The sequence below is a fragment of the Paenibacillus polygoni genome, from assembly GCF_030263935.1.
In the GTDB taxonomy this organism is placed as follows: domain Bacteria; phylum Bacillota; class Bacilli; order Paenibacillales; family Paenibacillaceae; genus Paenibacillus; species Paenibacillus polygoni.
Map to the genome: position 1 here is coordinate 3,718,056 of NZ_CP127162.1, position 14,160 is coordinate 3,732,215.

The following is a 14,160-nucleotide window of genomic DNA, read 5'->3' on the forward strand; positions in this document are numbered from 1 at the left end:
TCTATTATTTATTTTTCGCAATACGTTTCATTTCAGCTACTAATAAGGAGGCAGAATCCGGTTTTCCGAGACGCTTTGAAGCTTCCATCATAGAACGCTGAATCTTCTCATCTTTCATGATATCTTCGATATTCTGAAATAAAGCAATACCCGTAAGATCCTTCTCAAGCAGCATCCGAGCTGCTCCTGCTTTTTCAAGCGTCCTTGCATTCGCTTCTTGATGGTTATTGGTTACATTCGGTGAAGGAATGAGAATAGCAGGAATTCCAAGCGAGGTAATCTCCGCAAGAAAAGAAGCGCCGGCCCGGTTAACGATTAACGAGGTAGCTGCCAGCACCTCAGGCATGTTGTGCACGTACGGTAGAACATGCAGATAACTTGGAATATGTCCTAAACGTTCCTTTATTGCCTGAAGGGTTGATTCATAATAGCCATCTCCTGTTACGTATACCACATGGATCTCGCCTAAATTCTTTAGCTGATCTGCCATTTGAATCATTGCATCATTGATTGCTTTAGCTCCTCTGCTGCCTCCAACAATCAGTACTACTTTACTTCCTTTCGGAATACCAAGCGAAGCAAATCCACGCTCTGGGTTCGCATGTTGTACCGTAGTAGCACGCGGATTACCGGTATATATGGTGTTCTTTGCGGAAGAGAAGGCTTTCTCCGCTCCTTCAAAGCTAACAGCCACCGTATCGACGTACCGACTCAAAAACTTGTTGGTGAGCCCAGGAATTGCATTTTGTTCATGTATAATGCTTGGAATGCCCAGCTTTGCTGCAGCATACACAACAGGACCGCATACATAACCGCCAGTACCCACCACTACATCGGGTTTAAATTCCTTCAGCATTTTTCTAGATTCCTTTACTGCTTCAAGAAAACGAAGGATCGTTTTCACATTATCAAAAGATAACTTTCTTTTGAAACCAGATATTTCAATCGATTGAAAAGGGATGTTCTCTTGCGGAACAAGTTTGCTTTCGAGCCCCTTTTTACCTCCGATATATAAAAATTCCGCCGTGTTATCTTCTGATTCTAATTGTCTTGCGACAGCAACAGCCGGATAGATATGTCCGCCTGTGCCCCCGCCGGTTAGTACAACGCGCATGAATATCGTCACCTCGCATAACGTGATAAATTAAGTAAAATTCCTAGTGCTGTAAGCATCAGCGTCAGAGATGAACCTCCATAACTGATTAACGGGAGCGTAATTCCCGTAACAGGCATCAGCCCGATAACAACTCCAATATTAATGATGACCTGAACAGCAACCATTCCCACAATCCCTACCCCAAGCAGACTTCCAAAAGCATCCGGAATCGTCATCGCAACTCGCATTCCTCTCCATACCAGCATCAAAAAGAGCATAAGTACGATGAGACCGCCTATAAACCCGAGTTCTTCCGCTAGAATAGAAAAAATAAAGTCCGTTTGCGGTTCTGGAACATAACTATATTTCTGTCGGCTCATTCCAAGACCCAGCCCTCCAAGGCCCCCTGGACCGATCGCGTATAGGGATTGGAGAATTTGATAACCAGAGCCCAGCGGATCTGACCAGGGATCAAGAAAAGCGGTGATCCGCTGCAGGCGATAAGGTGCTGCTGCGATAAGGCCCGCAAAACCCACTAACCCGCCCAAACCTAGCAACAGTAAATGTTTCATTCTTGCCCCCGCTGTAAAAATAATCAGCATAGAAGCTCCCATCATTACCGTGCCGGTACCAAGGTCTGGCTGAAGCATAATAAGAGCAAATGCGGTTCCCATTAAAGCAAGCGGCGGCAATAATCCCGATGTGAAATTTTTAATTGCATCCGGGTCTTTACTGAGCCATTTGGCCAGAAATAAGATCATCCCGAGCTTCATAAACTCGGAGGGCTGAATACCGAACGAACTGATTCCGAGCCAACTTCTCGCTCCGCCGCGAACAACGCCGACTCCAGGAATCAATACGATAATAAGCAAGATAAAGCAAAAAACAAGGATATACTTTGCATAATTGCGCCAAATCCGGTAATCCACATTGGCAGTGAAGAACATGGCAGCTAGCCCCAGCCCCGCAAATAACAACTGCCTCTTTACAAAATAGAAAGAGTCGCCGTATTGACGGAAAGCGAGGACAGAACCCGCACTGTATACCATTACAAGACCGATGGCAAGTAAAGATACAATGCAGATGATCAGCCAAAAATCGGGCGCTGGACGGGTCTGTTTCATTGGAGGCCACCTCTTACATATGTAGTAGGGGCTTATCCAACCCCCCTACTTACAGGTTATGCACCGCCTCTTTAAAAATGCGTCCACGCTCTTCAAAGGAAGAATACATATCCCAACTTGCGCATGCAGGGGATAAGAGAACCACATCTCCAGGTACAGCTAACGAAGCGGCTATCGAAACAGCCTTTCTTAGTGTATCAGCGGCATCTACCTCATTATCGACAACCTCTATTTCCTTTAATCCGGCAAGTTTCGCAACTTCCGCGAGTTTGTCTTTCGTTTGACCCAGCAAAACGACAGCTTTTACTCTTTCACTGAAAACAGGGAGTAAATCCATATAATCCGATCCTCGGTCAAGCCCCCCTGCAATCAGGACAATTGGTTTCTTAAACGAGGTAAGTGCCATCGTTGTCGCTTTGGCATTGGTTGCCTTGGAATTGTTATAGTATGCCGTTTCGTTACGGGTAAGAACGTACTCGAGACGATGTTCTACCCCTCTAAAAGCAGATAGCGGTCCGTGAAGCACATCTGGTGATGCGCCAGCAGCAATAGCTATGGCACAAGATGCAAGTGCGTTATCTACATTGAATCGTCCTGGGATTGCAATCTGATCCACAGTTATAATCGGGTGAACCTTGCCTTCCTTATCCCGATAAACAACGGTTCTATTAATCTCATCCTCTACATTTGCTACATAAGGAGGATCAGCATAAACACCGGTTTGGAGCGTCTCCGTCATCGAAAAAGGAATCAATTCCGCTTTGATATAAGGAATAAGCTGTCTGCATACCGGGTCATCCCAGTTTAGAACAGCCTTGTCTTTTTCCGTCTGATTCCGAAAGAGTTTTGCTTTTGAAGCTACGTAATCTTCCATTCCTCCGTGGTAATCGAGGTGAGTCTCAGATACATTGAGAAGGCAGCTTATCGCCGGTTTGAAGTCTGTCGTCCCTTTTAGCTGAAAACTGCTCAGTTCAACAACCATAATATCCTTCTCTGTAGCTGCGGTAGCCGCTTCTGAAAGAGGTGTTCCAATGTTACCGGCAACAATCGGCGATAAGCCGGCTGCATCCAGCATCATTCCCACCCAAGTGGTCGTTGTTGTCTTTCCATTTGAGCCGGTAATACCGATGATCGGTGCCTTGCACAAGTGATAGGCTACTTCTACCTCAGTGACTACCTCAATACCAAGCTCAAGTGCCTTCTGAATTGGTGCCACTTTGTAAGGTATGCCCGGATTTTTTACGAGCAGAGCAACCTCTTCGTTAATGAGGTCATCTGGGTGACCTCCACATAGAACAGAAATTCCCAAAGCCTCCAATTCGGATGCTTCGGGACACTGTTCTCTTTCTTTTTGGTCATTTACGGTCACATGAGCTCCAGCTTGATGGAGCACTTTAGCAACTTGAACGCCGCTCTTGGCAAGGCCAAGGACCACGACGTTCTTTCCTTTGTAATTCTCCGGATGATTCATAATTACAACCCCTTGTAGATGAAGAGTCCGAGTCCTGCAAGCAACAGTCCTACGGCCCAAAACGTAATAACAACACGCCATTCAGACCACCCAGACAATTCGAAATGATGGTGGATCGGGCTCATTTTAAATACCCGCTTGCCTCTTGTTTTAAAAGAAATGACCTGGATGACAACGGACAGCATTTCTACAACGAAAACACCGCCGATGACTAGAAACAGAAGTTCCGTCTTCGTAACAATGGCAATAGCGCCAATTGCACCGCCAATGGCCAGTGAACCTGTATCCCCCATAAACACTTTGGCAGGATGCGCATTGTATACTAGAAAACCAAGTACTGCACCGATCATTGCAGCAGCACATACCGCGGCAGGAAGGGAAGTTGCCTGCATTGCCACAATCGCAAATGCACCAAATGCGATGGCACTTACTCCAGAAAGCAATCCATCAAGGCCATCTGTAAAGTTAACTGCATTACTAATAGCAAGCATCATGATGACAATAAACGGATAGTAAAACCAGCCGCCAAAATCAAAACCAAAATCCGTTCCTGGCACGGAAATTTCCGTACTATGTCCGTTTTGAATAAGCAAGAAAGACATAATTGCAGCAAAAACCAATTGACCGATGAGTTTTTGCCTTGCTGTCAGACCAAGCGATCTTCTAGCGACAATTTTAATATAATCATCGAGAAATCCAATGAGACCAAACCCTAAAGTAGCCACGAGCAGAACATAAAAATCTGTGTTTTTTACAGGAGCAAACTTTAGGAATGCAAGTGTAAATGCCAAGACGATAACGACGCCGCCCATCGTAGGCGTGCCTGATTTTTTAAGATGGCTCTTCGGTCCATCCTCTCTGACCTGCTGTCCAAACTTCATTCTTCTTAAAAGCGGAATAAGCAAAGGGGCTGCAATCACTGCAAGAATAAAAGAAACCCCGATTGTTAAGAGCATTAATTGAAAATCCATGAAAACACCTCTCTAGTTAACTTCAGATCTGTAATGGTTCCGTAATTAAGGCATTCGCCACATCTTCCAGCTTCATTCCCCGGGATGCTTTTACAAGCACTACATCCTTAGAACTCATTCTATCCTTAAGGTAGGAAATTAAAGCATCCTTATCTTCAAAAGCGAACACTGCTTCCGCAGGCATGTGTTGCCGTGCGCCTTTGGCAATGTAAGAAGACAAGGGACCATATGTGAAAACCAGATCGAGCTTATCAGGTGTCAAATATTGTCCAATCTCTTCATGAAGTTCTTCCTGCCTTGGTCCAAGCTCAAGCATATCGCCAAGTACTGCCGCTTTGCGAGAATACCCAGAAAGGCCAGCAAGAGCATCAATCGCAGCTTTCATCGCTGTAGGACTCGCATTATAAGCATCATTAAGTACCGTAATCCCACTCGTACCTTTTAGGACCTCAATACGCATCCCCGTTAGTTTTATCTCGGATAGACCTTTTTTCATATTTTCGTAGGACACGCCGTAATGTCTTGCAACAGCAAGCGCAGCGAGTGCATTCACCACGTTATGAGCACCAATCAGAGGAATAGATAATGCTTCTTCCCCGGATCGAACCGAAGTAAATACCATTCCTTCAGGGTGATTCATCATTCCCGTAGGGAAATCATCATTTGTCGCATTCATACCAAAAGTAAACCGTTTAAATTCCATTGGTTTTTTGGTCGCAGGTTCTGCAAGAACACGATCTGCTAAAGGATCATCACCGTTATAGATCAGGAGTCCACCATTTTTGAGTCCTGCCATAATTTCCAGCTTAGCCCGAGCAATTTCTTCTCTTGAACCCAGCTGCAACAGATGCGCTTCTCCAATATTCGTAATAACAGCAACATCTGGACAAGCAATTTGCGTTAGACGTTCAATTTCCTGACGCCCGCTCATCCCCATTTCCAAAATTGCAATTTCCGCATCTTCCGGCATACTTAAAATCGTTAAAGGCAGACCAATATGGTTGTTAAAGTTCCCTTGTGTCTTATGTACCTTAAAGGTAGTAGATAAAAGGGAGTACACCATATCTTTCGTTGTTGTTTTCCCATTGCTGCCCGTAATCGCAACTACAGAAGCACCGCTCTCTTTGAGATAGGCAGCCGCAATCTCCTGAAGTGCCGTTAGCGTGTCATCAACGAGGATGACGGCGCCTTCAGGTGCATCTCCATGGTCTCTTTGCCACAGTGTCCCTGCAGCTCCCGAAGCCAGGCAGCTAGAAGCATATTCATGCCCATCAAAATGCTCCCCTGTCAGCGGAACAAATAATTGTCCCGCTGATGGTTTGCGTGAGTCCGTGTATACTCCTTCAATGAGCGTTTCACGGTCACTTTCTCTTACAAGGGTGCCGCTGCACATCTGTGCTATTTGTTCTAACGTTCTTTTTATCACTTTGTTATTCCCCTTATCGCTTCTTTCGCCACGAGCCGATCGTCAAAATCTGTTTTCACCGTTCCGATAATCTGGTAAGTCTCGTGACCTTTGCCCGCTATCAATACTACATCGCCTGGGCTTGCCAGTTCAATAGCACGTTTAATAGCTGACTTACGGTCAACAATCAGTTCATATTTTTCGGATGGAACCCCATCTGCTATTAATCCCTGCTTGATATCTTCAAGAATGGCATCCGGGTTTTCTGTGCGAGGATTATCAGAAGTAACAAACACTCTGTCACTGTATTTAGCAGCGATTTGACCCATGATTGGACGTTTTGTGCGATCTCGGTCTCCACCGCATCCAAAGACACAGAACACTTCTTTTTCAGCAAATTCGTTAACGGTACGCAGTACATTCTCAAGACCATCCGGTGTATGAGCGTAGTCTACGATCACGGCAAAAGGCTGACCTTCATTTACCGCTTCTACCCTGCCATCTACACCTGGAATGGCTTCAAGGCTGCGCTTGATCGAATCAAGCTCAATTCCTTCAAGCAGAGCTGCTGAGATCGCTGCGAGCGCGTTATACACATTAAACTTACCTACCATACGAAGCTCTACATCCGTACTTCCTTTAAAGGAATCTACGTGGAAGGAAGTGCCTCGTGCTGTAATTTTAATATTAGAAGCCCGCACATCAGCATTCGCATCGATTCCATATGTAATCACTTCTGCTGAAGTAGAATCTGCAAAATAAACCGATGCTGCATCATCTGCATTAAGAACCGCATACTTGCGTTTATGAAGGTCATCTTCAAATCCATTGCCTAGTCTAGCAAAAAGCAAAGATTTCGCACCACGGTACTCTTCCATCGTGTGATGATAGTCCAGGTGATCCTGAGTGAGGTTCGTAAACACCGCAGTCCGGAATTCGGTTCCTTTTACACGTCCTTGCTGCAACGCATGAGAAGAAACTTCCATAACACAATTTTTCACGCCTGCTTCTACCATATGATGAAGACTGCGCTGCAAATCAAGGGCTTCTGGTGTGGTTCCTGACATCGGGAACGTTTGACCGGCATAACGCATCTGAATCGTGCCAATTAGACCAGTCTCTGATTCCGCATCATTCAATATTTGTTCAATCAGATAAGTTGTCGTTGTTTTTCCATTCGTACCTGTAACGCCGATCATATTCAGCTTCTGACTCGGGTGTCCAAAAAAACGATCCGAGAAAACAGCCATTGCAAATCGGCAGCTGCTTACGATGAGTTGAGGTACATCGATTTCAAGTTTACGTTCCACGACAAGTGCAACTGCACCGAGGCTTACTGCTTTGTCAGCATAATCATGACCATCTACGGTATGACCAGGCAGACATATAAACATATCCCCATCTTGAACTTGTCTTGAATCCGTTTGAATTCCTTTGATTTCTGTGTTTCCATTGCCGGAGAGTTCACATACTGCCAGCAGGGAAGCAAATTGTTTTAACTGCACATGTATTCCTTCTTTCCATGAAATAAGACGTCATCCTTACCTATTGTATCCGTTACTTGCCAGTATGGTCCATAGATAGATGAGTAAAAACCTTAAGGCTCTTCTTTTTCATTATCTGCCTTCGTTTTCTCTTCGCTCTGGTGCGCATCTTCCGGTTCACTGCCCATGTAGATTCGAATGGTCGAGCCGCGTTCCACCCTTGCTCCTGGCTTTGGAGCTTGACTTACTACGGTTTTGCCAGATCCGGATTTCGACAGCATGAAGTTCATATTAAGATCCTCATAGAGGTCCTGTACTGTCGCTCCGGTAAGATTTGGAACAGTAACGATCGGTGTTTCGCCATATTTGTATTCCTTAGCGATCTGATCACTCCGAGGCGGTACTTGTAAATAATGAAGCGAATCTTCTAGAATGTTCTGTACAATCGGCGCGGCAACAACGCCTCCGAATTGGATTCCTTTCGGGTTATCAACGGCCGTATATACGACAATCTGCGGATCATCCGCTGGAGCAAAACCGATAAAGGAAACAATATGTTCTGTCGACGAGTATCTCCCATTAATTACCTTCTGTGCCGTACCCGTCTTTCCGCCTACTCGGTATCCATCAATAAATGCCGGGCGGCCTGTTCCTTTCGCGACTACACTTTCGAGAGCTTCTCGAACCTTCCTCGATGTTTCTTCAGAGATGACTTGCCTTACGACTTCAGGCTTGGTCTCTTCTACGATTTTACCTGTCACCGGATCAACCCAGGACTTGGCTACAAATGGTTTGTACAGTTTCCCGCCGTTAATGGCGGCAGAGACGGCCGTAATCTGCTGGATAGGAGTAACAGATACCCCTTGACCAAAAGCAGTCGTAGCAAGCTCTACAGGTCCTACCTGCGAGAGTTTAAATAAAATTCCAGAGGCTTCTCCACTAAGGTCAATGCCTGTTTTAGAGCCGAAACCGAAGTTTTTAATATACTTGAAAAGCGACTCTTTGCCAAGTTTTTGACCTAGGGCAACAAACCCTGGATTACAGGAGTTTTCCACAACCTGTAAAAAGGACTGGCTGCCATGGCCGCCTTTCTTCCAGCACCGAAGTCTAGCTCCGCCGACTTCAACAAACCCCTTATCAAAAAACCTGTCATTTTTAAGATCCACTTTCTTTTCTTCAAGGGCAGCTGCCAGCGTAATAATCTTGAAGGTAGAACCCGGTTCATATGTCATCCATACCGGTAAATTCCGATTATATATATCAGCGTCATATTCCTGATAGTGACCGGGTTCATAGCTTGGGCGGCTGGCCATCCCGAGTACTTCCCCAGTCTTTGGGTTCATCGCAATGGCAAGAGCCGAATTGGCTTGAAATTTGACCATTGCTTGATCCAGTTCACGTTCAATAATAGACTGAATCGGCTGGTCAATCGTAAGCTTGAGGTTCAGTCCATCTTGAGGAGCTTGATAAGTCTCGCTTGATCCCGGCATTAATCTGCCTGCGGCATCAGAGAGATAGGCAATACCTCCCCCAATTCCGTTCAGATTGTCATCATACGTTTTTTCAACACCGGTCAATCCCTGATTATCAATTCCGGTAAATCCAAGAATATGACCTGCAAGATCCCCAAAAGGATAATAGCGTTTATTATCTTCAGCTACAACAATGCCCGGAAGCTCTAAATCACGAATCTGCTGTGCTTTCTCCATCGTAATTTTGCGGCCCCCGGGCTTGATCTGAACTATTCTTTCTTTCTTCGAGATAATACCCAGCACTTTTTCCTTCGTCATCCCTAGTAAGGGTGCTAAAGCCGTAGCCGTCTGCTCCTTGTCCTTAATCTGTACAGGAATAGCCATCACGGATGGCGTTGTAATGTTGTAAGCAAGAGAAATCCCGTTCCGATCAAGGATTTGTCCTCTTTTTGCTGTGTACGGAATTTCTCTTCGCCACAAGTTCTCCGCTTCCTCCGATAATGCTGGCCCTTTGACAAATTGTACATAAGCTAAACGTACGACCAGTGCTGAAAATAAAATAAGAAGTATCAGCATGCACCATAGTAAACGGCGACGAAGCATCACGCTGGACACTTTGGCCATATTCATCTCCCCCCGACTTGTCTCCTTCATTCACAATATCATTCATCATTATGAATATTCAGGACAATCAGGGAATAGAACAAGCCTTTAGTTATCACCGCGTTCTTCAGCTGTAGTACCGCTTATTTCAGGTTCTGTTACCGTTGATTCCGCTGATTCTTTATTTTCAGTACCAGCTTCGGATTTATTCACATCCTCTGCCTCGTCCGAAGAAAGCACATCTTCTCCCGTTTCTCCCGTAACGGTTTCTTTGGCCGATTTTAGCGTAAGGACAACCGTCCGTTGTTCGCCGGACACTTCTACCTTTTGTTCAGATACGAAACCTTCACCTTCGACTTTAACTCCTACTTTGATCAGAGTCAGTACTTCCAGGGCATCCCGCAGGGATTCTCCGGTCAGATCCGGTACTTCCATCGTATCGCTGTCTTCTGTTAACAAATACACTCGTTGCCCAGGTTGCAAAGCAGTACCCGACTCTGGATATTGCTTAACGACTTCGCTTCCCTTACCAAGAGTTTCATAAGCAATCCCTTGTTCAAGAAGCTGTGATCTTGCTTCTTTGCCCGATTTTCCAACCAAATCCGGTGCTTTTTTGCTCACCACTTTTGATTTATCGGTGTCATCCTTAGATGCTGTTTCTTTTGGTACACCCAGATACGTAAGGGACTTTGACATGATCTCCTTAAATACAGGAGCTGCTGCGGTTCCTCCCCCTACCGTGGGGTCATTCGGCTGGTCAATTACGACGATCATTGCAATTTTAGGATTGTCTGCAGGCGCGAAACCAATAAAGGATACAACTGCCTTCGAATGATCATATTTACCGTTTACATACTTTATCGCCGTCCCTGTCTTACCTGCGACACGATAACCATCAATATATGCTTTTCTTCCCGAACCTTTTTCCCGATCAGCAACCACTTGTTCTAGATAAGTGCTGACTGTTTTGGAAGTAGACGCTGATATTGCTTGTCTTACTACTTTAGGTTCTACCTTTTCTACTTCACCCGTATTTGGATCTGTTATCTCTTTGACCAGATGCGGAACCATTAATTTACCACCATTAGCAATAGCAGAAACAGCAGCAACCTGCTGAAGCGGCGTAACTTGCACGAGACCATGCCCGTAAGAAGCCGCAGCTATATCTGCAGCATAATGCAGTTCACGAATCGGTGAAGCAGACTCATTAGGTAAGTCAATTCCTGTTTTCACACCAAATCCAAACTTATCAATATAACTGCGCAGTTTTTCTCCACCAAGCATTTTATACCCGAGGTTAACAAACGCAACGTTACTGGAACGTTTGACTCCATCGAGATAGGTTATTGTCCCCCAATTCCGACTTACGTCACTAATCGTGCGGCCACCCACTGTAACACTACCGGATTCATAGGTAGCATTTGGATTAAACAGCTTTTCTTCTACGGCTCCTGCCAGGGTTACAATCTTAAAGGTAGACCCCGGCTCGTAAATAGATTGGATCGCATGATTAAAAAAGTTTTCCTGTTCGGATTCCCAGTACGTATTAGGATTATAATTCGGCATATTTGCCATTCCTAAAATTTCCATTGTATTTGGATCCGCTGCGATTACAGTCATACTGATTGGATCATACTGATCCACCGCTTTTTTCATGGCTTCTTCTATATAGAACTGGATCGTATCATCAATAGTTAGAGTCAAATTTTTACCATTAACGGCAGGGGTATATTCAACCGTTGAATTATTAATCTCTACCCCTTTCCTGTCAGCCTGATAGACCATTTTTCCATCTTGTCCTTTTAACTTCTCATCATAATAGAGCTCGAGGCCATAGACAGGGTCATCTTCTTTATTCAGGTAGCCAAGGACATGGGACGCCAGATTATTTTCAGGATAGAACCGTTTTGTTGCTTCCATCAAAACAATCGCATCTTTTGCACCATATTCTTCGTCCAGTTTTTCTCTAAATTCATCAACTTGGTCTTTCAGTTCTTGGCTGATCTTGTACCCTTCGCTTCGAACCTCGCGGTAAATACGTAACTCACCGTCATCCTTTGTTGAAGTTATATCCTCTCGAAGACCAGCCTCATCTTTGCCGAGCAAATTATGGAGCCCCTTCACAACCTCATCTTCAATCTCTTTTTCAGCGATGAGTTTAGGATTCACTGCCACCGTATAAGCAGGGGCATCTTTAGCAAGAATATCTCCATTACGATCCGTTATCGTTCCTCGTTTGGCAGAAATTATCTTCGTTCGATCGATAAGTTCCAAAGCATGCTTTTTCCATGTATCCGCATCAACTACTTGAATCCAAAATACTTTCCCTACAAGTACAAGAAAAAAGAGGGTGATGATCCCTCCAATAAGTAACGTGCGAAGTTTTATTCTTTTTCCTGTTTTCCCCATTTTCAAACCTCACATTCAATCGTCAGTTTGGTCCTTCCTTACGGAGTGCCCGTTGTAACTGACGTTCTTTGAACTCGAATTGCCTCTTGTTCCGAAGACGGCTCAATGTAACCGAGCTCCCGCGCTTTCGCTACAATATCGCTTTCCAGTTTTTCTTTCTGAACTTCAATTACAGCCATTTCTTTATTAGACTGTTCAATACTCTGGTTTGCCGTGTGCATCTGCTTGTTCAGATCGTAAATATTTGCATATCTGCCCACCAAAACACTCGCAATTGCTATACATACGATTACCGTCATCAAATACAGGAATTTCTCTCTTGGAGGCAGTCCTGTTCTCCGTGTTACGACTTTTGTCGTTTCCTTATAGCGATTGGGCTTTAGCTGTTCAGCATTTGCTCTCTCTTTCATTGCCAGATTGCCACGTGTATAGGCCATAGTCGACTCTCCTTACGTTTCAATAGGTTACAATTTCTCCGCTACACGCAGCTTTGCTGAACGCGCTCTGGGGTTTTGCGACAGTTCTGCTTCTGTGGGTACCACCGGCTTACGATTTACGAGCCGCAGCGTTCCTTTACCCCCACAGACACATAACGGGAAGTCAGTTGGGCATGTGCATTTTTCTAAATAACTGCTAAAAATCTGTTTACATATCCTGTCTTCCAAGGAATGAAACGTAATAACAGATACTCTGCCTCCAGGCTTAAGACAACGCACAGCCTGATGTAAAGCTTCCTCAAATGCACCGAGCTCATCATTCACGGCAATTCGAAGGGCTTGAAAGCTTCGTTTGGCAGGATGACCGCCCGTTCTCCGGGCAGCCGCCGGAATACCTTCTTTTATGATATCGACCAATTCGCCTGTAGTTTCAATAGGTGCAGACTTTCTTTTTTCAACTATTACCCGCGCAATGCGTCTTGAAAACTTTTCTTCGCCATAAACATACAAAATTCGGGCAATTTCTTCTTCACTCCACTCATTAATGATGTCTTTTGCTGTCAAAAGAGCAGATTGATCCATCCGCATATCCAGTGGTGCATCGTGGTTATAACTGAATCCGCGTTCTCCTTCATCAAACTGGGGTGATGACACACCTAAGTCGTACAAAATACCGTCCACTTGTGGTATCCCGCCCTGCATGGGCACGTCCTGCGCAGTCAGCACTTCGGTCAAATCTCGAAAATTAGTCTTTACGAGTGTAATGTTCGTATCAAACTCCGCTAGTTTACTCTTGGCATGATCAAGAGCCCAATCGTCCTGGTCAAGGGCAATGAGTCTTCCCTGTGGTCCCAGTTTTGAAGCGATAACCGAGCTATGACCCGCACCGCCGAGCGTGCAGTCCACGTAAATCCCGTCCTGTTTGATGTTAAGTCCTTCGGTTGCTTCTTCTTTAAGTACGGTAATGTGGTGAAACACTTGCTTGTCCTCCAGACATTGTTTTGATTTACAGATTTGCTAATTCCTATCTGCACAGTTATGTGATTTCTTGTTGATTTCCTTACTGCCATGTTAAAATTCAAAATTAAAATCGACCAGCTTTTCGGCAATATCATTAAACGTTTCTTCAGATTGGCTGTAGTATTGTTCCCAAATGCCTTTGCTCCAGATCTCCACCCGATTCGAAACACCAAGAACGACACATTCCTTGTCCATCTTGGCGTAATCTCGCAAGCTTGGCGGTAAATTTACCCTGCCCTGTTTGTCGAGTTCGCATTCTGTCGCTCCTGAGAAAAAAAAGCGTGTAAATGCACGTGCATCGGATTTCATCAGCGGAAGAGCTTTAAGTTTCTGTTCCATAATCACCCATTCTTCCATCGGGTACACAAACAGACACTGGTCTAAGCCTCGAGTGATCACAAAGCTAGGTCCAAGAGGTTCGCGGAATTTAGCCGGAATAATGATTCGGCCTTTATCGTCAATGCTATGTTGGAACTCCCCCATAAACATTGTCCACCACTCCTCACCCTAAACTCTCCACTTTGCTCCACTTTCCACCACTTAAGCATAATAGATTCGCTTGTAAAAATCAAAACCCTTCTAGCTTGCTATGAAACTTTTTGGAAAAGATGTAAAAGGACTACCTTGACGCACAAAAAGAGTGATGTGTTCCGCCTAATTCAGGCTTT

The 14,160-nt window shown here is 44.9% G+C and carries 11 protein-coding genes; all 11 read right to left on the bottom strand.

Annotation, left to right across the window (positions count from 1 at the left end; all coding sequences use genetic code 11):
- Nucleotides 1–4 precede the first annotated feature (4 nt).
- The 11 genes from murG to mraZ all read right to left on the bottom strand — a co-directional run bounded on the left by murG (nucleotide 5) and on the right by mraZ (nucleotide 13,981).
- On the bottom strand, nucleotides 5–1,114 hold the full coding sequence (gene murG / locus QPK24_RS17835) for an undecaprenyldiphospho-muramoylpentapeptide beta-N-acetylglucosaminyltransferase (protein ID WP_285743441.1): 1,110 nt from the start codon (nucleotides 1,112–1,114) through the stop codon (nucleotides 5–7).
- 8 nt (nucleotides 1,115–1,122) lie between these two features.
- Nucleotides 1,123–2,220, bottom strand: a complete 1,098-nt coding sequence (gene spoVE / locus QPK24_RS17840; protein ID WP_285743443.1) for a stage V sporulation protein E — start codon at nucleotides 2,218–2,220, stop codon at nucleotides 1,123–1,125.
- A 49-nt stretch (nucleotides 2,221–2,269) separates the two neighbouring features.
- Entirely contained in the window at nucleotides 2,270–3,691 is a 1,422-nt protein-coding gene (murD, locus tag QPK24_RS17845; protein ID WP_285743445.1) for a UDP-N-acetylmuramoyl-L-alanine--D-glutamate ligase, read from the bottom strand.
- Between the two features lie 2 nt (nucleotides 3,692–3,693).
- Complete coding sequence (gene mraY, locus QPK24_RS17850) at nucleotides 3,694–4,662, bottom strand: phospho-N-acetylmuramoyl-pentapeptide-transferase (protein WP_160034213.1); 969 nt, start codon at nucleotides 4,660–4,662, stop codon at nucleotides 3,694–3,696.
- Nucleotides 4,663–4,684: 22 nt separating this feature from the next.
- Complete coding sequence (locus tag QPK24_RS17855) at nucleotides 4,685–6,085, bottom strand: UDP-N-acetylmuramoyl-tripeptide--D-alanyl-D-alanine ligase (protein ID WP_285749412.1); 1,401 nt, start codon at nucleotides 6,083–6,085, stop codon at nucleotides 4,685–4,687.
- Nucleotides 6,085–7,572, bottom strand: coding sequence for a UDP-N-acetylmuramoyl-L-alanyl-D-glutamate--2,6-diaminopimelate ligase (locus QPK24_RS17860; RefSeq protein WP_285743448.1), 1,488 nt, complete (start codon nucleotides 7,570–7,572; stop codon nucleotides 6,085–6,087). Before QPK24_RS17860 ends, QPK24_RS17855 begins: the two co-directional genes overlap by 1 nt.
- 92 nt (nucleotides 7,573–7,664) lie before the next feature.
- Entirely contained in the window at nucleotides 7,665–9,647 is a 1,983-nt protein-coding gene (locus QPK24_RS17865) for a stage V sporulation protein D (protein WP_285743450.1), read from the bottom strand.
- Between the two features lie 87 nt (nucleotides 9,648–9,734).
- On the bottom strand, nucleotides 9,735–12,035 hold the full coding sequence (locus QPK24_RS17870; RefSeq protein ID WP_285743453.1) for a penicillin-binding transpeptidase domain-containing protein: 2,301 nt from the start codon (nucleotides 12,033–12,035) through the stop codon (nucleotides 9,735–9,737).
- Nucleotides 12,036–12,073: 38 nt separating this feature from the next.
- Nucleotides 12,074–12,472: a hypothetical protein gene (locus QPK24_RS17875; RefSeq protein ID WP_285743455.1), complete on the bottom strand. Its 399-nt coding sequence runs from the start codon at nucleotides 12,470–12,472 to the stop codon at nucleotides 12,074–12,076.
- A 27-nt stretch (nucleotides 12,473–12,499) separates the two neighbouring features.
- Entirely contained in the window at nucleotides 12,500–13,450 is a 951-nt protein-coding gene (gene rsmH / locus QPK24_RS17880; RefSeq protein WP_285743457.1) for a 16S rRNA (cytosine(1402)-N(4))-methyltransferase RsmH, read from the bottom strand.
- Nucleotides 13,451–13,543: 93 nt separating this feature from the next.
- Nucleotides 13,544–13,981 carry a division/cell wall cluster transcriptional repressor MraZ gene (mraZ, locus tag QPK24_RS17885; RefSeq protein WP_285743459.1) on the bottom strand — a complete coding sequence of 146 codons (438 nt, stop codon included), beginning with the start codon at nucleotides 13,979–13,981 and terminating at the stop codon, nucleotides 13,544–13,546.
- Between the last annotated feature and the right edge of the window lie 179 nt (nucleotides 13,982–14,160).